General features: G+C 58.8%; 24 protein-coding genes. 21 read left to right on the top strand and 3 right to left on the bottom strand.

Features of this window, described 5'->3' with window-relative positions; genetic code table 11:
• Window positions 1-63: 63 nt before the first annotated feature.
• Complete coding sequence (locus tag AC5SEM_RS17660) at window positions 64-717, bottom strand: HD domain-containing protein (protein WP_495470932.1); 654 nt, start codon at window positions 715-717, stop codon at window positions 64-66.
• Window positions 718-945: 228 nt separating this feature from the next.
• Between AC5SEM_RS17660 and AC5SEM_RS17655 the strand changes: the two genes are divergently transcribed.
• The 10 genes from AC5SEM_RS17655 to AC5SEM_RS17610 all read left to right on the top strand — a co-directional run bounded on the left by AC5SEM_RS17655 (window position 946) and on the right by AC5SEM_RS17610 (window position 9,307).
• Window positions 946-1,425: a GNAT family N-acetyltransferase gene (locus AC5SEM_RS17655; RefSeq protein ID WP_038364457.1), complete on the top strand. Its 480-nt coding sequence runs from the start codon at window positions 946-948 to the stop codon at window positions 1,423-1,425.
• Window positions 1,426-1,584: 159 nt separating this feature from the next.
• Window positions 1,585-2,247 (top strand): hypothetical protein, encoded by a 663-nt coding sequence (locus tag AC5SEM_RS17650; RefSeq protein WP_495470931.1) that lies wholly within the window; start codon window positions 1,585-1,587, stop codon window positions 2,245-2,247.
• Complete coding sequence (locus AC5SEM_RS17645) at window positions 2,244-2,738, top strand: PAAR domain-containing protein (protein WP_016986005.1); 495 nt, start codon at window positions 2,244-2,246, stop codon at window positions 2,736-2,738. Before AC5SEM_RS17650 ends, AC5SEM_RS17645 begins: the two co-directional genes overlap by 4 nt.
• A gap of 5 nt (window positions 2,739-2,743) precedes the next feature.
• Window positions 2,744-3,478: an alpha/beta hydrolase family protein gene (locus tag AC5SEM_RS17640; RefSeq protein WP_077574055.1), complete on the top strand. Its 735-nt coding sequence runs from the start codon at window positions 2,744-2,746 to the stop codon at window positions 3,476-3,478.
• On the top strand, window positions 3,475-4,005 hold the full coding sequence (locus AC5SEM_RS17635; protein ID WP_077574054.1) for a hypothetical protein: 531 nt from the start codon (window positions 3,475-3,477) through the stop codon (window positions 4,003-4,005). Before AC5SEM_RS17640 ends, AC5SEM_RS17635 begins: the two co-directional genes overlap by 4 nt.
• A gap of 105 nt (window positions 4,006-4,110) precedes the next feature.
• Window positions 4,111-5,100, top strand: a complete 990-nt coding sequence (locus AC5SEM_RS17630; protein ID WP_495470930.1) for a 2-dehydro-3-deoxygalactonokinase — start codon at window positions 4,111-4,113, stop codon at window positions 5,098-5,100.
• A 19-nt stretch (window positions 5,101-5,119) separates the two neighbouring features.
• Window positions 5,120-5,740 (top strand): 2-dehydro-3-deoxy-6-phosphogalactonate aldolase, encoded by a 621-nt coding sequence (locus tag AC5SEM_RS17625; protein ID WP_495470929.1) that lies wholly within the window; start codon window positions 5,120-5,122, stop codon window positions 5,738-5,740.
• A 61-nt stretch (window positions 5,741-5,801) separates the two neighbouring features.
• A complete protein-coding gene (dgoD, locus tag AC5SEM_RS17620) occupies window positions 5,802-6,950 on the top strand; it encodes a galactonate dehydratase (RefSeq protein WP_064391479.1) in 1,149 nt (382 codons plus the stop codon).
• Window positions 6,951-7,130: 180 nt separating this feature from the next.
• A complete protein-coding gene (locus AC5SEM_RS17615) occupies window positions 7,131-8,441 on the top strand; it encodes an MFS transporter (RefSeq protein ID WP_495470928.1) in 1,311 nt (436 codons plus the stop codon).
• A gap of 62 nt (window positions 8,442-8,503) precedes the next feature.
• Window positions 8,504-9,307, top strand: a complete 804-nt coding sequence (locus tag AC5SEM_RS17610; protein ID WP_034155326.1) for an IclR family transcriptional regulator — start codon at window positions 8,504-8,506, stop codon at window positions 9,305-9,307.
• A 7-nt stretch (window positions 9,308-9,314) separates the two neighbouring features.
• On the opposite strand, the gene AC5SEM_RS17605 is transcribed toward AC5SEM_RS17610, so the two are convergent.
• Window positions 9,315-10,367, bottom strand: coding sequence for an NAD(P)-dependent alcohol dehydrogenase (locus tag AC5SEM_RS17605; RefSeq protein WP_123595170.1), 1,053 nt, complete (start codon window positions 10,365-10,367; stop codon window positions 9,315-9,317).
• 192 nt (window positions 10,368-10,559) lie between these two features.
• On the opposite strand from AC5SEM_RS17605, the gene AC5SEM_RS17600 reads away from it, so the two are divergent.
• Entirely contained in the window at window positions 10,560-11,450 is an 891-nt protein-coding gene (locus AC5SEM_RS17600) for an AraC family transcriptional regulator (RefSeq protein WP_123595172.1), read from the top strand.
• Window positions 11,451-11,633: 183 nt separating this feature from the next.
• On the opposite strand, the gene AC5SEM_RS17595 is transcribed toward AC5SEM_RS17600, so the two are convergent.
• Window positions 11,634-13,298, bottom strand: coding sequence for an electron transfer flavoprotein-ubiquinone oxidoreductase (locus AC5SEM_RS17595; RefSeq protein ID WP_016985998.1), 1,665 nt, complete (start codon window positions 13,296-13,298; stop codon window positions 11,634-11,636).
• A 551-nt stretch (window positions 13,299-13,849) separates the two neighbouring features.
• Between AC5SEM_RS17595 and AC5SEM_RS17590 the strand changes: the two genes are divergently transcribed.
• The 10 genes from AC5SEM_RS17590 (at window position 13,850) to AC5SEM_RS17545 (ending at window position 23,261) form a co-directional block, all read left to right on the top strand.
• Window positions 13,850-14,599, top strand: a complete 750-nt coding sequence (locus tag AC5SEM_RS17590) for an electron transfer flavoprotein subunit beta/FixA family protein (protein ID WP_007908338.1) — start codon at window positions 13,850-13,852, stop codon at window positions 14,597-14,599.
• A 2-nt stretch (window positions 14,600-14,601) separates the two neighbouring features.
• Entirely contained in the window at window positions 14,602-15,531 is a 930-nt protein-coding gene (locus AC5SEM_RS17585; protein WP_007908340.1) for an electron transfer flavoprotein subunit alpha/FixB family protein, read from the top strand.
• An 80-nt stretch (window positions 15,532-15,611) separates the two neighbouring features.
• Entirely contained in the window at window positions 15,612-16,433 is an 822-nt protein-coding gene (locus AC5SEM_RS17580; RefSeq protein ID WP_137217810.1) for a substrate-binding periplasmic protein, read from the top strand.
• Window positions 16,434-16,442: 9 nt separating this feature from the next.
• Window positions 16,443-16,799, top strand: coding sequence for a DUF4398 domain-containing protein (locus AC5SEM_RS17575; RefSeq protein ID WP_077574046.1), 357 nt, complete (start codon window positions 16,443-16,445; stop codon window positions 16,797-16,799).
• Window positions 16,796-17,608: an OmpA family protein gene (locus AC5SEM_RS17570; protein WP_116030472.1), complete on the top strand. Its 813-nt coding sequence runs from the start codon at window positions 16,796-16,798 to the stop codon at window positions 17,606-17,608. The genes AC5SEM_RS17575 and AC5SEM_RS17570 overlap by 4 nt, the downstream gene beginning before the upstream one ends.
• A gap of 202 nt (window positions 17,609-17,810) precedes the next feature.
• The gene (locus AC5SEM_RS17565) at window positions 17,811-19,250 is read left to right on the top strand and encodes an aminotransferase-like domain-containing protein (protein ID WP_007908347.1); all 1,440 of its coding nucleotides are present in this window, start codon (window positions 17,811-17,813) and stop codon (window positions 19,248-19,250) included.
• A 78-nt stretch (window positions 19,251-19,328) separates the two neighbouring features.
• The gene (locus AC5SEM_RS17560; protein WP_495470927.1) at window positions 19,329-19,799 is read left to right on the top strand and encodes a translation initiation factor 2; all 471 of its coding nucleotides are present in this window, start codon (window positions 19,329-19,331) and stop codon (window positions 19,797-19,799) included.
• Window positions 19,800-19,965: 166 nt separating this feature from the next.
• A complete protein-coding gene (locus tag AC5SEM_RS17555) occupies window positions 19,966-20,220 on the top strand; it encodes a YkgJ family cysteine cluster protein (protein WP_007908349.1) in 255 nt (84 codons plus the stop codon).
• Between the two features lie 41 nt (window positions 20,221-20,261).
• Entirely contained in the window at window positions 20,262-20,867 is a 606-nt protein-coding gene (locus AC5SEM_RS17550; protein ID WP_236427518.1) for an START domain-containing protein, read from the top strand.
• 300 nt (window positions 20,868-21,167) lie between these two features.
• A complete protein-coding gene (locus AC5SEM_RS17545; RefSeq protein WP_495470926.1) occupies window positions 21,168-23,261 on the top strand; it encodes an LTA synthase family protein in 2,094 nt (697 codons plus the stop codon).
• Window positions 23,262-23,282 lie beyond the last annotated feature (21 nt).

Below are 23,282 nucleotides of genomic sequence, written 5' to 3'. Positions count from 1 at the left end.
TCAGGCGCGCAGGTTAGGTCTGAGGTTAGCGAAGTCAGGATTGCTGTGCGCCGGAGTAACGTATCAGGTGAGACCGATCTCTTCCTTGAACTGCTCCATGAAGCCCTTCAGACGCTGATGACGGACCTGCGCCAGACGCTGGCCGGCGGCAGTCTGGAAACCGTCGGCGAGGTGCAGCAGTTTGGTCTGAAAATGATCGAGGCAAAAACGTTTGTCGTCGTAGTCGCGCTGTTTCGCTTCGGGATCCTGCGGGTCGTACAGCGCCGAGCCCATGCGCCCGGCAATGTAGAAGGTACGGGCGACGCCGAGCATGCCCAGAGAGTCGAGGCGGTCGGCGTCCTGGACGATTTTCGCTTCGAGGGTGAGCGGGGTGATGTTGGCGGAAAAACTATGGGCTTCGATGGCGTGGGCGACGGCGGCGATTTTTTCTTCGGGCCAGTTCAGATCGGCCAGCACTGACGAAGCTTTATCTGCCGCCAGCCGCGAAGCCTGCGAACGCAGCGGTGAATTCTTCTCGACGGCCACGCAATCGTGCAAGAGCACGGCGGCCAGCAGCACCTCAAGATCTCCACCTTCTTCTTCATGCAACGTACGCACGTTGTGCCAGACGCGCTGCAAGTGGGCGAGGTCGTGGGCGCCGTCGTCGGACGGCTCCAATGCGTGCGGCAGCAACTCTGCTGCCAGTGCCTCCACGGGTGTAAAAAACTCAAGATTCATAAGCATCCTTTCAGGTTGTCGAAGTCCCTGTGGGAGCGAGCCTGCTCGCGAATGCTGTCTGTCAATCAACAATGCAGGTGACTGAAAGGACGCCTTCGCGAGCAGGCTCGCTCCCACAGGGAACTGCAGTGTTTGCAACATTGCGCAGGGTAGTGTGTGTTTTGCCATGTGACGAGCGCCGCTCACCACCTTAGTATGGCGTTTTCCTTTTTCCGACAAGGCCCGTTCATGACGATCGACATCCGCCCGGCGACCCCCAGCGATGCCCCGCAAATTCTCGCCTTCATCACTGAACTCGCCGATTTCGAAAAGGCCCGTCACGAAGTCATCGCCAGCGTCGCCGACATCGAACGCAGCCTGTTCGGCGAAGGCGCCACCGCCCACGGTCTGATCTGCCTGCGCGATGGTTTGCCGATCGGTTTCGCGGTGTTCTTCTTCAGCTATTCGACCTGGCTCGGCAGCAACTGCCTGTACCTCGAAGACCTCTACATCACCCCCGAACAACGCGGCGGCGGTGCCGGCAAAACCCTGTTGCGCCACCTGGCAAAAATCGCCTGCGACAACGACTGCGGCCGCTTCGAATGGAGCGTGCTCGACTGGAACACCCCGGCGATCGAATTCTACAAATCCCTCGGCGCGCAACCTCAGGAAGAGTGGGTGCGCTACCGCATGGATGGCCAGGTTTTGCGTGAGTTTGCCGAGGGTTGAACACGATGATGGCAATCCGGCAGTAATTCGATTGTCGCCAGCGCTCTAGTCCGGCATTCTACGCGCCATTTTTGCGTGCTCACGGACGATACCTGCAATGCCTCTGGCACAACTTCTCCACGCCTGTGGAGCCTTCGCTGCGTCAATGAGTGACCGGCGATGAGCGGACTACGGGCGACAATGCGTCTGTATGGCCTGGTGAAAAACTCAGGCTTGAGCGACAACCCCCAGCGCCAACCGGTCGACATTCTGTGCACGATAAACAGCACGGGCGGCAAAGCCATTCGTGCGTTCGTGTCACGCCTCGATGCCGAGTTGATGACCCGCAGCGCCGGGCTCGCCGAGTACCGCGTGATAGCGCTGCGCACCTTCGATCCGACGGCGTTTATCGACGCCCATCAGGGCTGGCTGACGCTGCACATCTGTTGTGGTTTCGTCGCCCCTGCCGGGCATTCGCTGCTCAAGGACGGCGGGTTGATGCCGATGGGCTGGTACGTCTATTCCGAGATCGGCCAGTGGACGGCCCAGCATCATCTCGACCTCGGCACACAAATGGCCGATTTGCTGCAATCGACTTACGAACGCAATCACCTGCGCAACTACAACGCCTGGCTCAACGAGCTGGATGACGCGACGCCTGCCGAGCTGGCATGGCATGTCGATCAAGCCTGGCAACATCTGCAGATCGCTACATCCCCCGACAGCCGTGAACACTGCCACGCCCTGTTCGACCCCGTCGACAACCGCTGGCGCTTCGCCGCGACCGAAGTCGATCTCCACCAGCCGCACCCGGAACCCCTGAAGCAAGGAGCTTTGAATTGAGTGGTAAACCTGCTGCACGCGTCACCGACCCGACCGCTTGCCCATTGCCAGGCCATGGCACCAACCCGATTGCCTCCGGCTCGCCGAACGTCTTCTTCGACGGCCTCGCCGCCGCGCGCATGACCGATAAATCGGCGTGCGGCAGCCCGATTACCGGCGCCGTTTCCGGCACCGTATTCATCAACGGCCTGAACGCGGCCACGCTCGACAGCACCGGAGGCCACGGCAATGTCGTGGTGGGTGGCTCGGGGACGGTGATTATCGGCCAGAGTGGCGGCGGGGCAGCGTTTAGCGGATTGCTGCCGATGCCGGTGCATTTTACGGACAGGTTGCAAGTGGTTAACGAGGCGACTGGCGAGCCTATCCCCGATCATCCGTATGCGATCCAGCGAGGTGATGGGCGCATAGAACATGGCATCACCAATGAGCAGGGCTTTACCCATATGGTGAGTTCTCACTTGGCTGAAACTATTAAATTGTTTGTAGAGTGATCGAAATGGAAGTCGAAAATCCTGCACTCAGAGACTGCAAAACTGAAGTGGCTGGTCATGAGTTGACCTGCAAGACTGACCAGAGCGTCAAGCAAGTTACTGTCAAAGTGAAAAAGGTAGCCGTTTTCTTTATTGGCGGTGCTGGGGATAAAGAGGAGTATTATCAGAATGAACCTCCTCATCATAACGTGCAAAATGCGTGGAATCAGTTGTCGAACAGACTGTCTCCGGAACAAAAGCTCGACGTTAATTTGCCTTATATAAGCTATAAGGATGTTCGCGGTGAGAAGGATATCGAGAAGTATGTAATACGCCCGTTAAAAGGTGATAAGACGGTTTATCTTGTGATTGTTGGTCATAGCCTTGGGGGGTGGAATGGTGCACATTTGACCTCGATTTTGAAAGAACGAGGTTATACAGTCAAGATGTTGGTAACACTCGATCCTGTTGGCGGTGGTACAGGTGTATGGATGTTCTCTGATATCTATTTTACGACGCCAAAGCCCGTGGCAGATTACTGGATAAATATATTGGCATCCCCCAAGGAAAAAGACGATTCAGATACTGTTGCCAGTTTGGGAGAGCGCTGGATCATGACATCTGGACCGAATATAAATGAGGCGGTCAGTGCGAATCACCGGCAAGCAGGTATGCTGTTCGCCTCCAAACTTCAAAGTGGAAAGTCTGCGTGCGATATAGTTTATGAGCGAGTGACTCAATATTTGGAATCGAAAAAATGATACGGCTATTTATTCTGCTTACGATGCTTCTATGTAGTTCTTGTGCCAAGCGGCCGATTCTTCCTGATACCGAGATTGAATTCATTTCTGTCGCTACAGGGGGCGATAGTTTGTCTTGGAATGTTCGCTTTAGTTCGAAGACCGATGTGTTGAATTTTTTTAAGGATGCGACGGGAGAAACACAGTTGGGTGAAACATTGTTTTGCTCTCTGGATAAAGAGCTTGAATTTGAAAACTCCGATAAATTGACCAATTATTTTGTTGGTAATCTTGTTGAGGTTGACGCCGATAAGTCTGGTTTAGACCATATTTATACGTCTAGATTGTCCGCAGTGAGAAAGGAGGATGAGGGCGTTTCAAATGTTTTCATGAGCGCGGAAGAACTGCTGGCATTATTAAATGAACGTAACGCCGTCTCTTGCAGAGTGTTTACCTCAGCTTACTCATTCGGGGGATACTATTCGAAGTCAATGCTGATTCCAGCAACTGACCTCGTACACGTCATTGAACAGCAGCGCGTGCAATGATTGCTTTGTCCCATAATGTGGGATGCAAAATTACATATTGAGATTTCCCGTCTGGGAGGGCTATAGTCCATCGCACTCACTGCCAAAAACAAAACAGGTGAAGCGATGCTGGCGCAATTGATCGCGCTCGACTGGGGGACGACCTCATTACGTGCTTACAAACTCGCGGCGGGCGGTGTGGTGCTGGAGCAGCGCGCGCTGTCGTCCGGGATCATGCAACTGCCGAAGACTCCGCGAGTCATCAACGGTCGCGAATGCGCCGATGGTTTTGAACTGGCGTTCGATGAGGCGTGCGGCGATTGGCTCGATGCGCAGCCGGATCTGCCGGTGATTGCCTGCGGCATGGTCGGCAGTGCGCAGGGCTGGCGTGAAGCGGCCTACTGCGAGACGCCGGCGAACGTCGCCAATCTCGGAAACTCCCTACAAACAGTGATCAGTCTGCGCGGCACCGCGGTGCATATCGTGCCGGGCGTGATTCAGCGTTCGCGTCTGCCTAACGTGATGCGCGGCGAAGAAACCCAAGTCCTTGGCGTCCTGCAGAATCTGCCGGTCGAGGCGGGTGCTGATCTGTTGATCGGCCTGCCGGGCAGCCACTCGAAATGGGTCGACGTGGTCGATGGCTGCATCACCCATTTCGATACGTTCATGACCGGCGAAGTGTTCGCCGTGCTCAGCGAACACAGCATTCTTGGCCGAACCCTGAAGCAAGGCGCGACGTTCGATGCTCTGGCGTTTGACCGCGGTGTGCAGGTTGCGCAGTCGACGGACGGTGAGCTTGGCGTGCTGTCGACCTTATTCAGCGCCCGTACCTTGGGACTGACCGGCGAACTCAGCCCGACCGCGCAGGCGGATTATCTGTCCGGCCTGATGATCGGCCATGAATTGGCCGCGCTCGCCATCGTTCAGCGGCGTCGTCGCAACAACCTGAATCTTCCATCGATCATCCTCATCGGCAACGCGCAACTCTGCGCGCGCTATAGCCGTGCCCTCGATGCCTGCGGTTTCGCCAACGTGACGCTGGCCGAGCAGGCCACCGAGCGTGGTCTGTGGCAACTGGCGCTGGCCGCCGGACTGATCGATTCCTCATCCCGTTAACCCTGACTGGAGGCCTGACATGCTCAAGCAAGCATTGGCGCAAAACGGTCTGATCGCGATCCTGCGTGGCCTGCATCCGCAGGAAGCTGCCGCTGTCGGAGAAGTCCTGTATGCCGCCGGATTTCGCGTCATCGAAGTACCGCTCAATTCCCCTTCGCCGTACGAAAGTATCCGCATCCTGCGCACGACCTTGCCCGCCGATTGCCTGATCGGTGCCGGCACGGTGTTGACCCCGGAACAGGTCGGGTTGGTGAAAGAAGCCGGCGGCCAAGTGATCGTCATGCCGCACAGCGACGCCAAGGTCTTGCGCGCGGCGAAAGCGGCGGGGATGTTCCTGTCGCCGGGCGTTGCCACACCGACCGAAGCGTTCGCGGCACTGGAGGAGGGCGCGGACATTCTCAAGATGTTTCCGGCCGAGCAGATGGGCCCGGCGGTCGTCAAAGCCTGGCTCGCGGTGTTGCCGGCCGGCACGGTTTTGGCACCGGTCGGTGGCATTACTCCGGACAATATGCAGGCGTTTATCGACGCTGGCGTGAAAGGTTTCGGTCTCGGTTCCGGTCTGTTTAAGCCGGGCATGACGGCGGAGCAGGTGGCAGTGAACGCCAAGGCCTACGTGGCCGCGTGGAAGGCCCTTCGCTAAGACTTTCTGGCGCTGCGTGCGCTGCATCTAATAAGAGCTGCATTTACAAAAGAGAGCAGAGATGAAAATCACCAAACTCACGACCTTCATCGTCCCGCCGCGCTGGTGTTTCCTCAAGGTCGAAACCGACGAAGGCGTGACCGGTTGGGGCGAGCCCGTGGTCGAGGGCCGCGCGCACACCGTGGCCGCTGCCGTCGAAGAATTGTCCGACTACCTGATCGGCAAAGACCCACGCAATATCGAAGACATCTGGACCGTGCTCTATCGCGGCGGCTTCTACCGTGGCGGCGCGATTCACATGAGCGCATTGGCCGGTATCGACCAGGCGTTGTGGGACATCAAGGGCAAGGCGCTTGGGGTGTCGGTGAGTGATCTGCTCGGTGGTCAGGTACGTGACAAGATTCGCGTGTATTCGTGGATCGGCGGCGATCGTCCGGCCGACACCGCGCGTGCGGCGCAAGAGGCGGTGAGCCGTGGTTTCACGGCGGTGAAAATGAACGGCACCGAAGAGCTGCAATTTCTCGATACCTTCGAAAAAGTCGATCTGGCGCTGGCTAACGTTGCCGCCGTGCGTGATGCGGTCGGGCCGAACGTCGGCATCGGTGTCGACTTCCATGGCCGCGTGCACAAGCCGATGGCCAAGGTGCTGATGAAGGAACTCGATCCGTACAAACTGATGTTTATCGAAGAGCCGGTGCTCAGCGAAAACTATGAAGCGTTGAAAGAACTGGCGCCGCTGACCAGCACGCCGATTGCCCTCGGTGAGCGGCTGTTCTCGCGTTGGGACTTTAAACGGGTGTTGAGCGAAGGCTACGTCGACATCATCCAGCCGGACGCCTCGCACGCCGGCGGCATCACCGAAACCCGCAAGATCGCCAACATGGCCGAAGCTTACGACGTGGCACTGGCGCTGCACTGCCCGCTGGGGCCGATTGCGCTGGCGGCGTGTTTGCAATTGGACGCGGTTTGTTACAACGCGTTTATCCAGGAGCAGAGCCTGGGCATCCATTACAACGAGAGCAACGATTTGCTCGACTACGTGAAGGATCCACGGGTGTTCGATTACGACAAAGGCTTCGTGAAGATTCCGAACGGGCCGGGCCTGGGCATCGAGATCAACGAGGAATACGTGATCGAGCGCGCGGCGGTCGGGCATCGCTGGCGCAACCCGATCTGGCGTCATGCCGATGGCAGTTTTGCCGAGTGGTGATTTGTCTCTGACACACCACAACCCCCTGTGGGAGCGAGCCTGCTCGCGAATGCTATGTCACATCCGACATCGATGTGACTGATCCGACGCCTTCGCGAGCAGGCTCGCTCCCACAGAGTGCAGTGCAGTGCAGTGCAGGCCTCAGGCCGACCTCAATAAACATAAAAAGAGGCTCTCCCCATGCAACCGCAAACCCTCACCGGGCAGGCGTCTTTAGTCACGCCCAGTCGCAAGCGGTTTTTTATCATGGTGTTGCTGTTTATCACCGTGGTTATCAACTACCTCGACCGCAGCAACCTGTCGATCGCCGCGCCGGCGCTGACCAGTGAGCTGGGCATCGACCCGATTCACGTCGGCCTGATCTTCTCTGCGTTCGGCTGGACCTACGCCGCCATGCAGATCCCCGGCGGCTGGCTGGTCGATCGTGTGCCGCCGCGCATTCTTTACAGCGTCGCGTTGCTGCTGTGGTCGCTGGCCACGGTGATGCTCGGTTTCGCGGCCAGTTTCATTGCGCTGTTCGTGCTGCGCATGGCGGTCGGTGCACTGGAAGCGCCGGCGTATCCGATCAACAGCCGCGTGGTCACGACGTGGTTTCCCGAACGTGAACGCGCCACGGCGATCGGTTTCTACACCTCCGGGCAGTTCGTTGGTCTGGCATTCCTGACCCCGGTGCTGGCCTGGCTGCAGCACGAATTCGGCTGGCACATGGTCTTCGTCGCCACCGGTGCCGTCGGCATCATCTGGGCGGCGATCTGGTACGCGGTGTATCGCGAGCCGCGGGATTTCAAAGGCGCCAACGAAGCGGAAATCGACCTGATCCGCGAGGGCGGTGGTCTGGTCGATATTCAGCAAGAGTCGGCCAAGGTCAAAGCCAAATTCAGCTGGACCGATTTGGGCATCGTTCTGACCAAGCGTAAGTTGTGGGGCATCTATCTCGGCCAGTTCTGCCTGAACTCGACGCTGTGGTTTTTCCTCACGTGGTTCCCGACCTACCTGGTGAAATATCGCGGGATGGATTTCATCAAGTCCGGCCTTTTGGCGTCGCTGCCGTTTCTCGCAGCGTTCGTTGGGGTGCTGTGTTCGGGGTTCTTTTCCGACTTTTTGATTCGTCGCGGTTGCACCGTCGGCTTTGCGCGCAAGTTGCCGATCATCGGCGGGCTGCTGATTTCCACCTCGATCATCGGCGCCAACTTCGTTGAATCGACGCCGCTGGTGATTGCCTTCCTGGCGTTGGCGTTCTTCGGCAACGGTCTGGCCTCGATCACCTGGTCGCTGGTGTCGACCTTGGCGCCGGCGCGTTTGCTAGGGCTGACCGGCGGGGTGTTCAACTTCATCGGCAACCTGTCGGCGATTGCCACGCCGATCGTCATCGGCTTCCTCGCCAGTGGCGATTCGTTCGCGCCAGCGATCACCTATATCGCGGTGCTCGCCTTGATCGGTGCTTTGTCCTACGTGCTGCTGGTCGGCAAGGTCGAGCGTATCGAGTTGTAGTGGTCTGCGTCGGGCGACCATAATGCCGCCCGTTCCCTCGCTCAAACGGTAAAAGGCTGGATATGCAGGAAGACGCCCCGGAAAAAACCAAGGACGCCGCGCCCACCGGCACGCAGACGCTGTTGCGTGGCTTGGGTGTGGTGCAAGCGGTGGCCAGTGGCGCCCGCGATCTCAAGGAGATTGCCCGGCTGATCGGCACCACGCGCAGCACCACCCATCGTCTGGCCAGTTGTCTGGTTGATGAGCGTTACCTGCGCGTGGTGCCGCAAGTCGGTTACCTGCTCGGGCCGAAGCTGATCGAGCTGGGTTTTCAGGCGCGCGAAGAGTTGCCGCTGGTGACCTTGGCCGGGCCGTATCTGGACGAGTTGTCGGCGCTGACCGGCGACACCGTGCACTTGGGCATTCGTGAAGGCGATGAAGTGCTGTATCTGCTGAAGAATCCGGGGCGTAATGGCCCGGAAATGCGCTCGCGGGTCGGCCATCGCATGCCGTTGGCGCGCACCGGGATTGGTAAGGCGTTGATGCTCGATGATTCGCCGAAAGATTGGCAACGTCTGTACGACATCAGTCTGCCGGCAGGTGGGAAAAGTCAGTTCTGGCCGCAGCATCCCCAGCAGTCGTGGGAACAGCTGGAGCAGCGCATGACCGAGTACGTCGCCGGTGGCTACGCCTTCGATCTGGAGGACAACGAACCGTCGATCCGCTGCGTGGCGGCGCCGATTCGCGATGCGAGCAAGGGCATCGTGGCGGCGATCAGTATCGCCAGTACCGTGCCATACATGCCGCTGGAAAAAATGGCCGAGCTGATTCCCCTGATCAAAGGGGTCACAGCCCGGCTTTCGGCGGAGCTCGGCTTGAAGGTATAAGGCAGATTTAAACCTTGAGCGTCGCCATGTCGATGACGAAACGGTACTTCACGTCGCCGGCAATCATCCGGGCGTAAGCCTCGTTGATCTGGCGGATGTCGAGCATTTCGATGTCGCAGGTGATGTTGTGTTCGGCGCAGAAATCCAGCACTTCCTGGGTTTCGGCGACGCCGCCGATCAACGAACCGGCCAGCACGCGACGGCTCATCACCAGTTTGCCGGCGTGTACCGGCGGATCAATCGGTTCGATCAGACCGACCAGAATGTGCACACCGTCGAAACGCAGAGTGTCGAGGTACGGGTTGAGATCGTGCTGCACCGGAATGGTGTCGAGCAGGAAGTCGAAGTAACCGGCCGCGGCTTTCATCTGCTCGGCGTCGGTGGACACGATCACGTGATCGGCGCCCTGACGACGACCTTCTTCAGCCTTGCTCGCCGAGCGGGTGAACAGTGTGACTTCAGCGCCCATGGCCTTGGCGAATTTGATGCCCATGTGGCCCAGACCACCCATGCCGAGAATCCCGACTTTGTCGCCCGCTTTTACACCGTAATGCTTGAGTGGCGAGTAGGTGGTGATGCCGGCGCAGAGGATCGGCGCGGCGCTGGCCAGTGCGAGTTTTTCCGGAATACGCACGACGAAGTGTTCGCTGACGACGATGCTGTCGGAATAACCGCCCATGGTGTTGCTGCCGTCGATCCGATCCGGGGTGGCGTAGGTCATGGTCGGGCCTTCGAGGCAATATTGCTCAAGGTTCGACTGGCAGGCTTCACAGGTGCGGCACGAATCGACCATGCAGCCAACCCCGACCAGATCGCCTACTTTATGTTGGGTGACATTCGCACCGATCGCAGTGACTTTTCCGACGATCTCGTGGCCGGGCATCAACGGGTAAACGGCAATGCCCCATTCGTTGCGCGCCTGGTGGATGTCGGAGTGGCAGACGCCACAGTAGAGAATCTCGATGGCAACGTCGTCGGCGCGCGGGCTGCGACGTTCGAATTTCATCGGGGCGAGGGGGGTGGTGGCCGATTGGGCGGCATAACCGATGGCGGTGTACATATGAAACCTCGCAAAAGCAGGAACAAGTGAGGCGGCGCATTTTGGGCGCCGACTGACCGGTCGGCCATGACGATTCCTCCGGGTCTCATGCCTAATCCTCCGGCATGCGGGTTTGATCGGTCGCATTGGCAAAGGGATCTGCGATGATGCTTTCATCCCCTGTTTCCGTGATTTTTTGTGAAGAACAATTCGATGCAATTAACCCGTCATCTTGATGCCAATGCGCGGCTGGTTTCGCTGATCGAACCGCTGGCGCTTCGCGATGGTTATTCGCCGACCGGATTGCCCGGTGTGCAAGTATTGCGCGCCAGTTGCGACGTCGCCCGTGGCCCGCACATTTATGAACCGAGCCTGATGATCATCGCCCAGGGCAGCAAACTGGCGTTTCTCGGGCCACGCACTATGGAATACGGCGCCGGGCATTATCTGATTCAGGCGCTGCCGGTGCCGTTCGAATGTGAGACCTTCGCCTTGCCGGATGCGCCGTTGCTCGGCGTTTCGGTGGCGATTGATCGGGTGTTGCTCGGGGAACTGGTGCTGGCCATGGGGCTGGCGCCGGGCCGGCATATTCCGGCGCAGACGCCGGAGTCGATGACCTCGGTGGTGCTCGACGATGGCATGCGTGGCTGTGTCGAGCGGCTGTTGAGTTGCCTGCACGATCCGCTGGAATGCCAGATTCTCGGGCCGGCGAGGGTGCGCGAGTTGTTATTTGTCGCGTTGCGCGGGCCACAAGCGGATGTGTTGCGCGCGTTGGTGGAGCAGCAGGGGCAATTCGCGCGGGTGGCGGCGTCGATCAGTCATCTGCATGCGCATTACACCGAGCCATTGAACGTGGAGACGCTGGCCGGTTGCGCGAACATGAGCGTGTCGACCTTTCATGAGCATTTCAAGCGCAGCACGCTATTGTCGCCGGTGCAGTATCTGAAACGTTTGCGCTTGTTGAAGGCGCAGACGTTGCTGGTGGCGGAAGGGCTGGGTGTGGCGCAGGTGGCGCATCGGGTGGGGTATCAGAGTACGTCGCAGTTCAGCCGCGAGTACAAGCGCTACTTTGAGCGCAGCCCGGGTGACGAGCGCGCTGCCTGATTCGACGAAGATCCCCTGTAGGAGTGAGCCTGCTCGCGATAGCGGTGTGTCAGTCAGCATCATCGTCAACTGACACACCGCTATCGCGAGCAGGCTCACTCCTACAGGGTTCGGTGGTGTTCGAGGAATTTTGGACAACAAAAAGGCCCCCGATTCGGGAGCCTTGTTGTTCAGCGGTTCGACTTACATATTCGGATAAGTCGGGCCGCCAGCGCCTTCCGGCGTGACCCAGGTGATGTTCTGCGAAGGGTCCTTGATGTCACAGGTCTTGCAGTGCACGCAGTTCTGGGCGTTGATCTGGAAGCGCTTCTCGCCGTCTTCCTTGGTGATCACTTCGTAAACGCCGGCCGGGCAGTAGCGCTGCGCCGGTTCGTCGTACAGCGGCAGGTTCTTGCTGATCGGGATGCTCGGGTCGGTCAGCTTCAGGTGGCAAGGCTGTTCTTCTTCATGGTTGGTACCGGAGATGAACACCGAGCTGAGCTTGTCGAAGCTGAGTTTGCCGTCCGGCTTCGGATAGTCGATCTTCTTGCAGTCCGCCGCGAGCTTGAGGCAAGCGTAATCCGGCTTGGTGTCGTGCAGGGTGAACGGCAGTTTGCCGCCGAAGATGTTCTGATCGAGCCAGTTGAAACCGCCGCCGACGATAGCGCCGAACTTGTGGATCGCCGGGCCGAAGTTGCGGCTGGCGAACAGTTCGTCGTAGAGCCAGCTCTTTTTGAACGCGTCGACGTAAGTGGTCAGTTCTTCAGTGCCGTCCTTTTCAGCGAACAGCGCGTCGGCCACCGATTCAGCGGCGAGCATGCCGGACTTCATCGCAGTGTGGCTGCCTTTGATCTTGGCGAAGTTCAGGGTGCCGAGGTCGCAACCGATCAGTGCGCCGCCCTTGAAAACCATCTTCGGCAGCGAGTTCAGGCCACCTTTGCAGATCGCGCGGGCGCCGTAGCTGATGCGCTTGCCGCCTTCCAGGTACTGAGCCAACACCGGGTGGTGCTTGAGGCGCTGGAACTCGTCGAACGGCGACAGGTAAGTGTTGCTGTAGGACAGGTCAACGATCAGACCGACCACCACCTGGTTGTTTTCCAGGTGATAGAGGAACGAGCCACCGGTGTTCTCGGTGCCCATGATGTCCAGCGGCCAACCGGCGGTGTGTACCACCAGGCCTGGCTGGTGCTTGGCCGGGTCGATTTCCCAGATTTCTTTCAGGCCGATGCCGTAGTGCTGAGCGTCGGCATCGCTGTCGAGGTTGTAGCGCTTGATCAGTTGCTTGCCGATGTGGCCACGGCAGCCTTCGGCGAACAGCGTGTATTTGCCACGCAGTTCCATGCCCGGGGTGTACAGGCCTTCTTTCGGGTTGCCTTCGCGGTCGACGCCGAGATCACCAGTAATGATCCCGCGCACCACGCCTTGTTCGTCGATCAGCGCTTCCTGAGCGGCGAAGCCTGGGTAGATTTCTACGCCAAGGTTCTCGGCCTGCTGAGCGAGCCAGCGGCACAGGTTGCCGAGGGAAATGATGTAGTTGCCTTCGTTGTGCATGGTCTTGGGCACAAAGAAGTCTGGGATTTTTTGCGCGTTTTCGGCGTTTTTCAGCACGAAAATATCGTCGCGGGTGACTGGCGTGTTCAGCGGGGCGCCGAGTTCTTTCCAGTCCGGGAACAGTTCGTTCAGAGCGCGTGGTTCGAACACGGCGCCGGACAGGATGTGTGCGCCGACTTCGGAGCCTTTTTCGACCACGCAGACGCTGATTTCCTTACCGGCTTCGGCGGCCTTCTGCTTCAGACGGCAGGCGGCGGACAGGCCAGCGGGGCCGGCACCGACGATGACCACGTCGAATTCCATGTATTCGCGTTCCACAGGCTATCTCCTACTCAAGGCTCAACAGTTTTTTTTCTAATTTGGAGGTTTGATGTCGCATCCGCTATTCCTTTACGTTAACGTCAAGGGGAATATTGGAGAACAGACCTTTCTCTCTAGGCGGCGCATTATATCTACACCACTCCGAGCGTCCAATACAAACGTTTGTTTGAATCGGCTCCAGCCCAGAGAAATCAAAGAAGCGCGGCTTATGAATGGTCATTTTGCTGTATTGACCGGAATAGGCGTTCCGGTCAAGATACGGGCGGTTTTGCGCTCGTCGTAGGCAGACTGGCGGTTTCAAGAGCACGTCTAAAGACAGGGCACAGGCGGTTGAGAGTGATGCGCAGCGCAGTCTGGCGCGCAGTTTACACAGCGTGAGGATCAATGACTTGTCGGTCACCACTGACGAACGGTCGCACCCCCTTCACATCGTGGAATCATTTCGCACCCCGGTCGGCGTTTTTAGAGGTGCCCTTTTAGCCTGATGAGCATCAACCGCCAGGTTCGCCTAGGCGACTTTCTTTTCACCGGAGAGTAACGAGGAATCCATGAAGGTTCTTGTAGCTGTCAAACGCGTTGTGGATTACAACGTCAAGGTTCGCGTCAAGGCGGACAATTCCGGCGTCGATCTCGCCAACGTCAAGATGTCGATGAACCCGTTCTGCGAAATCGCAGTGGAAGAAGCCGTACGCCTGAAAGAGAAAGGTGTTGCGACTGAAATCGTCGTCGTCTCCATCGGCCCGACCACCGCTCAGGAGCAGCTGCGTACCGCACTGGCTCTGGGTGCCGACCGTGCCATCCTCGTCGAATCCGCTGAAGATCTGACCTCGCTCGCCGTGGCCAAGCTGCTCAAGGCTGTGGTCGACAAGGAACAGCCACAGCTGGTGATCCTCGGCAAACAGGCCATCGACAGCGACAACAACCAGACCGGCCAGATGCTCGCTGCACTGAGCGGCTACGGTCAGGGCACGTTCGCCTCGAAAGTCGAAGTCTCGGGCGACAGCGTTGCCGTAACTCGCGAAATCGACGGCGGCGCGCAGACTGTTTCCCTGAAACTCCCAGCGATCGTCACCACCGACCTGCGTTTGAACGAGCCGCGTTATGCGTCCCTGCCAAACATCATGAAAGCCAAGAAGAAGCCTCTCGAAGTGCTGACTCCGGACGCTTTGGGCGTTTCCACCGCCTCTACCAACAAGACCCTGAAAGTCGAAGCGCCGGCTGCACGCAGCGCAGGCATCAAGGTCAAGTCGGTGGCTGAACTGGTCGAGAAACTGAAAAACGAAGCGAAGGTAATCTGATCATGACTATCTTGGTAATCGCCGAACACGACAACAAGGTGCTGGCCCCGGCCACGCTGAACACCGTGGCTGCTGCTGCCAAAATCGGCGGCGACATCCACGTTCTGGTTGCTGGCCAAGGCGCTGGCGCCGTGGCTGAAGCCGCTGCGAAAATCGCAGGCGTGAGCAAAGTCCTCAACGCTGACAACGCCGCTTACGCGCATCAGCTGCCGGAAAACGTTGCTCCGCTGGTTGCAGAGCTTGGCGCTGGCTACAGCCACATTCTGGCTGCCGCCACCTCCAACGGCAAAAACATCCTGCCGCGCGTTGCTGCGCAGCTGGACGTTGACCAGATCTCCGAGATCATCTCGGTCGAAAGCGCTGATACCTTCAAGCGTCCGATCTACGCCGGTAACGCCATCGCTACCGTGCAGTCCACCGCTGCAATCAAGGTGATCACCGTGCGTGCCACCGGTTTCGACCCGGTTGCTGCTGAAGGTGGTTCGGCTGCTGTCGAAGCAGTCGGCGCTGCACACGACGCGGGCACTTCGAGCTTCGTTGGCGAAGAGCTGGCCAAGTCTGATCGTCCAGAGCTGACCGCTGCCAAGATCGTCGTTTCCGGCGGCCGCGGCATGCAGAACGGCGACAACTTCAAACACCTGTACGCCCTGGCCGACAAGCTCGGCGCTGCTGTCGGTGCTTCGCGCGCTGCGGTCGACGCAGGTTTCGTACCGAACGACATGCAGGTCGGTCAGACCGGCAAGATCGTTGCGCCACAGCTGTACATCGCCGTCGGTATCTCCGGCGCGATCCAGCATCTGGCCGGTATGAAAGACTCCAAAGTGATCGTTGCGATCAACAAGGACGAAGAAGCGCCGATCTTCCAGGTCGCCGATTACGGTCTCGTGGCGGATCTGTTCGAAGCCGTCCCTGAGCTGGAGAAGCTGGTCTAATCCAGCGGCTTCACTTATAAAGAGCCCGACCTTTTGGTCGGGCTTTTTTTTGTCTTGGATTTGAGTGGGAGCGTGTTGCCATGGATCTGCGCTGCAGATGGTTGTTGGGATTGGCCCTGTTGCCGGGGCTGGTGATGGCCGCCGGCAAATGCGAGCGCCTTGTCGTCACCGGCAGCCCGGATGCACCGCCGTATCTGTGGCAGGACCCGCAGAATCCCAAGCAGTTGATCGGTGCCAGCGCCGACCTGTTGCAGCAAGTGGCCAAGGATCTCGGCATCAAGGTCGAGTTGCTCTACGCCGGCAAACGCTCGCAAGCCCTCGACGAAGTGCGCAGCGGGCGCATGGACATGCTGGCAGATGCGCCGCTGACCTTCACTGAGCTGGAAAACCTCGACTACATCTATCCGCCGCTGCTGCAAAACGACTACCTGGTGTGGACGCGCAAAGGCTCGACCCTGGTCTACGGCGAAGCCAAAGACTTGCACGGCCACGCAGGTGCGCTGTCAGAAAAGTCTCGAATCACCCAGGCATTCGGCACTTTCGCCGAGCAGAATCTGACCCTGACCAAGACAGCCAACCTCACTCAAGCCTTTCAGAAACTGCTCCTCGGTGAGGTGGAATATGTACTCGCCGGCCGTTACTCAGGCATGGCCGCCGCGCAGGCATTGGGCATGGCCAATGACCTGCTGGCGTTCGAGCAGCCCATAGACCGCCCGGGTCTGTTTCTCGCGGTTTCGCATAACTCGGCGTGCAACGATCCGTGGTTGCGCGGACAGCTAGCCAAAAAGATGACAGAATTGCCCGCGTCCGGACTGACGGAAGCCGCGCTGCAACGCAATATCGAGCGCTGGAAGGCGCAGCAGCAACAGCCGCAACAACCTGTCAGTGCCCCAAAACAGTAGGGATTCTTAGTGAGTATTCGACCTCTTTTCGCGGCTGTGGCCGTTCTGGCTCTGGCTGGTTGCGCAACCGATCCGGCACCCATCGAACAAATGCGCCTGACCGAACAGGCCATCACCCAGGCCAAGGCTGTGGGTGCCACCGCTGATGACGTGCCGGAAATGAAACTGGCCGAAACCAAGTACAACCGCGCCAAAGGCAACATGGCGGACGAGTCCTACCGCAACGCGCGCATGCGTGCGGAACAGGCCGAACTGGATGCGCGTCTGGCCGAAGCCAAAGTGCTGACGCAAAAAAGTGAAGAACAGGTGAATGTGCTTAACACCCGCATCGTCCGTCTGCGCAAGCAACTGGGAGATGCCCAATGAGCCTCAAGTCCAAAGCTGTCGGCGGCCTGATCCTCGCCGCTTGTGCCAGTCTGTACGGCTGCGCCGGTCAGCACAGCGAATCGGCGCTGCAAGAAGCCAGCGCCGACTTCCAGAAGGTCAAGGAAGACTCCAACGTGCTGCGCATCGCGCCGAAAGACGTGATTCGCGCCGGTGAGTCGCTGGCCCGTGCCGATCGTCTGTCGACTTATTGGGGCAGCGGTTCCGACGTCGTGCATTACGCCTACCTGAGCCAGCGTTACAGCGAAATCGCCCGCGAGCACACCAATCAAGTGCTCAACGAAGAGCGCGCGGCCAAGCTCGAACTGGACCGCCAGCGCCTGCAACTGGCCCTGCGTGAATCCAAGTTGCTTAGCGTGCAGCAGCAGGGCAAGTGGCTGGAAGAACAGATCGTTGCACTGGCCACCACGCAGACCGACCGTGGACTGGTGATGACCCTCGGCGATGTGCTGTTCGACACCGGTGAAGCGGAGCTGAAAAACTCGGCCAATCGCGTCGTGCTGAAGATTGTGCAGTTCCTGCAACTGAACCCGAAACGCGTGGTGCGCATCGAGGGCTACACCGACAGTACCGGCGGCAAACAGGAAAACCTCAAGCTGTCTCGTGACCGCGCGCAATCGGTCGCCGACGTGTTGATGGATCTGGGCATCGACGACAAACGCATTCAGGTCGAAGGTTACGGCGACGAATACCCGGTGGACGCCAACGCTTCCGAGCGCGGACGAGCACAGAATCGTCGGGTTGAGATTGTCTTCTCCGATGAAAAAGGCCAGCTCGGCGCCGCCCGTTAAGGGTTGCGTCTCTGGAAAGCCCGGGCTGTCATGCAGTGCCGGGCTTTTTTACGTCTGTCGAATGGCTCGCAAATCAGTACAGTCAGGGGCAGACACCGCACTGTATGGTCGAGTAATGTGGCAACTGTCCCAGTACACTTCTAAACTGTTCCGGTATTGTTTCACACAAGAATAAAATGCCCGTGAAATCGAGTGCTGCGTCATGACCAATCTCTTGCTCTACCAACGTATTGCTCAGCAACTGGCCGAAGACATCCGCCGTGGCGTCTATCAACCGGGGGAGCGCGTGCCTTCGGTGCGCAAGATGAGTTCGCAGCTCAACGTCAGCCATGCGACGGTGTTGCAGGCTTACGCCAATCTTGAAGATCAGGGGCTGATTCGCGCACGGCCACAGTCCGGTTATTACGTACACCAAACGCCTGCGCTCACCGCGCCGACGCCGGACATTGCCCGGGTCGAGCGGCCGGGGCTGGTCACTCGCAGCAGCATCATTCAACAGGTGCTGGTCGAATCACGCCGTGAAGGTGTGTTCCCGCTGGGTGCGGCTGTGCCCAGCGTGGATTACTTGCCGGTACGCGCACTGCATCAGCAACTGGCCAAGGTCACTCGTTTCCATAGCCCGCGCGCCTTCAGCTACATGTTCAGCCCCGGTTTTGAACCGCTGCGCCGGCAAGTGGCGATCCGTATGCGCGATGCTGGTGTGGTGGTCGACCCGTCGGAAGTGGTCATCACTCACGGCTGTGTCGACGCCTTGCAGATGTCGTTGCGCGTGCTGACCCGGCCGGGCGATCTGATCGCCGCTGAGTCGCCGACCTATTACGGTTTGCTGCAACTGGCTGACTTGCTTGGCCTGAAGGTTATCGAGATCCCCAGCGATCCCGCCACCGGCATGAGCCTCGAGGCTCTGCAACTGGCCGCCAATCAATGGTCGATCAAGGCGCTGGTGCTGACCACGCGCCTGAGCAATCCGCTGGGAGGCACCATGCCCGAAGAGCGGCAGAAGCAGTTGCTGCGTCTGGCCTCGGATTTCGATATCCAGATCGTCGAAGACGATATCTATGGCGAACTGATGTTCGAGCAAGGCAAAACCAAAGCGCTCAAGGCTTATGACCGACTGGACCGGGTGATCTACTGTTCGAGTTTCTCCAAGACCCTGTCCCCCGGTGTGCGCATCGGCTGGATGATCGCCGGCAAGTACCAGCAGGAAATCCAGCGCTTGCAGACCTTCAGCACCCACTCGGCGTGCAGCGTGACGCAGATGGCGATTGCCGCTTATCTGGAAAACGGCGGTTATGACCGGCATTTACGGTACATCCGCCAGGAATACCGGAAAAACCTCAGTGCCTTCCAGTTGGCGGTGCAGCAGTACTTCCCCGAAGGCACGCAAATGACCCGGCCCACCGGCGGTTTCATCCTCTGGGTGAGCCTGCCGGGGCGGGTGAACACTCAGGAATTGCATGTCCGCGCGTTGCAGCAGGGCATCAGCATTGCGCCGGGACTGATCTTCAGTAATACCGAGCAGTTCAACCACTGTATCCGCCTCAACTGCGGGATTCCGTGGAACCGCGAGGCGGAGCGCGCGCTGATGACCTTAGGCATGTTGGCGACGCAACTGTGTCAGGAAACTGCTGGCGGATTCTGAACGAGCGCTGGCTGATGCTTGTCTTGTGGCGCCCAACAAGCGAGCATATGGCCCTCTGCCGTTAGTGTCGTTGGGTCCATGAAAGCGATTTTTCCTGCCGCTTGGGTTTTGTTGGGTTTGCTGATGATCGGTCATGCGTCTGGAGCTGTGGCCGCTGCGGATCAGGAAAAATCGGCTGCGACGAGCCCTGCGCAAAAAAATCCACCCGCGCAGAAGGCCGCTACGGCGAAGAAAACCCAGCAAAAAGTCATCAAGAAGCGCAAGCCGGTCGCCTCGAAATCAAAACCTGCCAGCGAAGTGGTGAAAACCAAATTGCCGCCGGCCAGACTCGATCTGAGCCTGCCCAAGGACATGGTCCAGGAGCTGAAGCCCAAAGGCACGGTTGAGTTGCCCAAGCGCGAGCCGATCCTGCCGCAGATGTTTGGCGAGAAAAACAACGGATTCCAGCTCAACGGCCGCTTGCTCAGCAATGAAATGCAGTTGCAACTGCGCAACGAAGAGCGTCGTGAAGTCGAAGGCGCAGCGCTGGATTTTGAGTTCAAGCAGTAAACCCCGGCCCATCTGTGACCCGCAGACCAGACGCTTTGTCGGAGACTGGTCAGTCACATTCAGTTATCGCTAAAAACCCCGGTTCAGGGAATTTAAAACAGCCGTTTTAGCGGTTACTCTGTCCGCGTCCCTTTTACACATCGCCCATCGCGAGGAAACGTTCGTCATGAAATGCCGTGAAGGCTGTGGCGCTTGCTGCATTGCCCCTTCCATCAGTTCGCCGATTCCCGGCATGCCTGATGGCAAACCTGCTGGCGAACGTTGCGTGCAACTCTCGGTCGAAAACCTGTGCAGCATTTTCGGCCGCCCGGAGCGCCCGGCAGTCTGTTCGGGCTTTGCTGCGGATGTCGAAGTCTGTGGCAGCAGTTCGGAAGAAGCGATCAGATTGATCGGCTGGTGGGAGCAAATGACGGCGGCGTGATGTGTCAAACGAACGGAACTTCAACAATAAGGAATAAGACTATGGGTTCGCTGCATCGTATCGCTGTGTTGTGTGGTTTGACCGCTGTGCTGGCCACGTCCGTCGCTCAGGCTGAAGACTGGAAAGTCGCCAAGAACGAGGACGGCATCAAGGTGTCCCTCAGTGAAGTGCCGGGTTCGGACTACAAGTCCTACCAGGGCGTTGCGCTGATGAAGACCACCGTCGCCAAACTGCGCGCACTGCAGGAAGACGTTTCCGGCGCCTGCGCCTGGATTCACGAGTGCAAGACCCAGAAACTGCTCAAGCACGAAGGCGACAAGAGCTGGACCTACACCCAGTTCAACACCCCTTGGCCGGTAACTCCGCGTGACTCGGTGATCGAAGTCACCACCGTCGAAGGCGCCGACGGCAGCCTGACCCGCAACCTCAAAGGTCTGCCGACGTACGTTCCTGAAGAAAAAGGCTTTGTCCGCGTGCAGCAGGTCAAAGGCTTCTGGAAGTTCGTACCGAAGGGCGACCAGGTTGAAGTCACTTATCAAGTGCACACCGAACCAGGTGGCAGCGTGCCGGCAATGGTTGCCAACAAATTTGTCGTCGATGCGCCGTTCAACACCCTCAAAGCTTTGAAAGAACGCGCCGAGAAGTAATCGGCCCGCGTTCAGCGAAACGCCCCGAACAAGTCGGGGCGTTTTGTTTTGTATCTATATTGTGTTTCCAGATATGCGTTGCACGAAATTTTCACAAAGTGTTCAAGACAATTCGCCCGCGCTGTTTGCCCGCTGCCATAAATGAAAGTGTCTGGCGGCGGGGCAGTAATCAATGGCAATGGTGCGGGTGATCGTGCAACATTTGCGCACCGCGCAAGCCCCGGGGTCTGGAATGACCAATAGAGGGCATGGCGCCGCTGTATTTTTGCAACTTCAACTTCCAATGGGTCCTAAAACGACATGGCAAACCCGGACGCCCTGAATCAGCAGCGATCTTCTGCTCGCCTGCTGCAACCGACCGTCAAATCGCATCTGGCCTACACGCTGCTTTGCGCGCTAGTCATGATGGTGATGTTTTCCGTGCTGCGCCTCGCGCTGCTGGTCTACAACCGCGAGATGATCCTCGACACCCCGGCTTCGACCTTCCTCGAAGCCTTCGCCAACGGCCTGCGTTTCGACCTGCGCCTGGTGGTTTACCTGTGCATTCCGCTGGTGCTGGCACTGTTCAGTGCCCGCGCCATGGCTGCCCGCGGCTTTTTCCGTCTGTGGCTGACGATCGCCTCGAGCATCGCGCTGTTCCTCGGCTTGATGGAAATGGACTTCTACCGCGAGTTCCACCAGCGCCTCAACGGTCTGGTGTTCCAGTACGTGAAAGAAGACCCGAAAACCGTGATGAGCATGCTCTGGTACGGTTTCCCGGTGGTGCGCTACCTGCTGGCGTGGGTCATCGGCACTGTCATTCTGACCCTTGCGTTCAAAGGTGCCGATCGTGCCACGCGTCCGCGCGGGCCTTTCAGCGGCGGTAGTGTCAGCAGCCGCCAAGTCGCGCCGTGGTACACCCGTCTGGCGGTGTTCGTGGTCTGCCTGCTGATCTGCGTGGTCGCCGCCCGTGGCACCCTGCGTCAAGGCCCGCCGATGCGTTGGGGTGACGTGTACACCACTGATTCCAACTTCGCCAACCAGCTCGGCCTCAACGGCACGCTGTCGCTGATCGCGGCCGCCAAGGACCGCATGGGCGAAGACCGCGACAACATCTGGAAAGGCACACTGCCGCAAGAACAAGCGCAGAAAGTCGTGCGCGATATGTTGCTGATGCCGGATGACAAACTGGTCGATGCCGATATCGCCGCCGTGCGCCGTGAATACACGCCGCCGGCCGACAAGACCCTGCCGATCAAGAACGTCGTCGTGATCCTGATGGAAAGCATGGCCGGTCACTCGGTCGGTGCGTTGGGCGCGCCGGGCAACATCACGCCTTATCTGGACAAACTGTCGAAGGAAGGCCTGCTGTTCGATCGCTTCTTCTCCAACGGTACGCACACCCACCAGGGCATGTTCGCGACCATGGCCTGCTTCCCCAACCTGCCGGGTTTCGAATACCTGATGCAGATCCCGGAAGGCAGCCACAAACTGTCCGGCCTGCCGCAGTTGCTCAGCGCCCGCAACTACGACGACGTGTACGTCTACAACGGCGATTTCGCCTGGGACAACCAGTCGGGCTTTTTCAGCAATCAGGGTATGACCAACTTCGTTGGCCGTAACGACTTCGTCAACCCGGTGTTCTCCGATCCGACCTGGGGCGTGTCCGACCAGGACATGTTCGACCGTGGCCTGCAGGAGCTCAAGGCGCGCGAAAACGGCAAGCCGTTCTACGCGCTGCTGCAAACCCTGTCCAACCACACGCCGTACGCCTTGCCGACGCCATTGCCGGTCGAGCGTGTGACTGACCGTGGCAGCCTCAACGAACACTTGACCGCCATGCGTTACGCCGACTGGGCACTGGGTCAGTTCTTCGAGAAGGCGCGCAAAGAGCCGTACTTCAAGGAAACGCTGTTCGTCATCGTTGGCGACCACGGTTTCGGCAACGAGCGCCAGATCACCGAAATGGACCTGGGTCGCTTCAACGTGCCGATGCTGATGATCGCGCCGGGCATCCAGGAGAAGTTCGGTACCCGTGACCACACCGTGGGCACGCAGATCGACATCGTGCCGACCATCATGGGTCGTCTGGGTGGCGAAGTGCGCCATCAGTGCTGGGGCCGTGACTTGCTCAACCTGCCGGAAGGCGACACCGGTTTCGGTGTGATCAAGCCGTCGGGCAGCGAGCAGACCACAGCCATCGTCACTGCCGACCAGATTCTGGTCCTGCCGAAAGACAAGGAAATGGGTCCGAAGATCTGGCAATACCAATTGGGTGCCAATCCACATGCCGAGATCGTTCCGAATGCACCGCGCACGGCCGAGTTGAAACTCAAACTCGAGGCGTTCCTGCAAACGGCGACCAAGAGCCTGATGGACAACACTGCCGGTGTAATCAACGGCAAGCCGGACTGATCGCGCAGCGATCATAAAATC

It is taken from the genome of Pseudomonas sp. CH61, assembly GCF_059429415.1.
This window is presented reverse-complemented; position numbering and strand designations above follow the sequence as displayed.

Bases quoted from the DNA above. Each gene is read 5' to 3' on its own strand.
- AC5SEM_RS17560 (WP_495470927.1), top strand. From the start codon at position 19,329: ATGAAAGCGATTTTTCCTGCCGCTTGGGTTTTGTTGGGTTTGCTGATG.
- AC5SEM_RS17585 (WP_007908340.1), top strand. From the start codon at position 14,602: ATGACTATCTTGGTAATCGCCGAACACGACAACAAGGTGCTGGCCCCG.
- AC5SEM_RS17545 (WP_495470926.1), top strand. From the start codon at position 21,168: ATGGCAAACCCGGACGCCCTGAATCAGCAGCGATCTTCTGCTCGCCTG.
- AC5SEM_RS17610 (WP_034155326.1), top strand. From the start codon at position 8,504: ATGCAGGAAGACGCCCCGGAAAAAACCAAGGACGCCGCGCCCACCGGC.
- AC5SEM_RS17625 (WP_495470929.1), top strand. From the start codon at position 5,120: ATGCTCAAGCAAGCATTGGCGCAAAACGGTCTGATCGCGATCCTGCGT.
- AC5SEM_RS17590 (WP_007908338.1), top strand. From the start codon at position 13,850: ATGAAGGTTCTTGTAGCTGTCAAACGCGTTGTGGATTACAACGTCAAG.
- AC5SEM_RS17570 (WP_116030472.1), top strand. From the start codon at position 16,796: ATGAGCCTCAAGTCCAAAGCTGTCGGCGGCCTGATCCTCGCCGCTTGT.
- AC5SEM_RS17565 (WP_007908347.1), top strand. From the start codon at position 17,811: ATGACCAATCTCTTGCTCTACCAACGTATTGCTCAGCAACTGGCCGAA.
- AC5SEM_RS17650 (WP_495470931.1), top strand. From the start codon at position 1,585: ATGAGCGGACTACGGGCGACAATGCGTCTGTATGGCCTGGTGAAAAAC.
- AC5SEM_RS17635 (WP_077574054.1), top strand. From the start codon at position 3,475: ATGATACGGCTATTTATTCTGCTTACGATGCTTCTATGTAGTTCTTGT.
- AC5SEM_RS17660 (WP_495470932.1), bottom strand. From the start codon at position 717: ATGAATCTTGAGTTTTTTACACCCGTGGAGGCACTGGCAGCAGAGTTG.
- AC5SEM_RS17630 (WP_495470930.1), top strand. From the start codon at position 4,111: ATGCTGGCGCAATTGATCGCGCTCGACTGGGGGACGACCTCATTACGT.
- AC5SEM_RS17600 (WP_123595172.1), top strand. From the start codon at position 10,560: ATGCAATTAACCCGTCATCTTGATGCCAATGCGCGGCTGGTTTCGCTG.
- dgoD (WP_064391479.1), top strand. From the start codon at position 5,802: ATGAAAATCACCAAACTCACGACCTTCATCGTCCCGCCGCGCTGGTGT.
- AC5SEM_RS17580 (WP_137217810.1), top strand. From the start codon at position 15,612: ATGGATCTGCGCTGCAGATGGTTGTTGGGATTGGCCCTGTTGCCGGGG.
- AC5SEM_RS17555 (WP_007908349.1), top strand. From the start codon at position 19,966: ATGAAATGCCGTGAAGGCTGTGGCGCTTGCTGCATTGCCCCTTCCATC.
- AC5SEM_RS17615 (WP_495470928.1), top strand. From the start codon at position 7,131: ATGCAACCGCAAACCCTCACCGGGCAGGCGTCTTTAGTCACGCCCAGT.
- AC5SEM_RS17605 (WP_123595170.1), bottom strand. From the start codon at position 10,367: ATGTACACCGCCATCGGTTATGCCGCCCAATCGGCCACCACCCCCCTC.
- AC5SEM_RS17655 (WP_038364457.1), top strand. From the start codon at position 946: ATGACGATCGACATCCGCCCGGCGACCCCCAGCGATGCCCCGCAAATT.
- AC5SEM_RS17550 (WP_236427518.1), top strand. From the start codon at position 20,262: ATGGGTTCGCTGCATCGTATCGCTGTGTTGTGTGGTTTGACCGCTGTG.
- AC5SEM_RS17640 (WP_077574055.1), top strand. From the start codon at position 2,744: ATGGAAGTCGAAAATCCTGCACTCAGAGACTGCAAAACTGAAGTGGCT.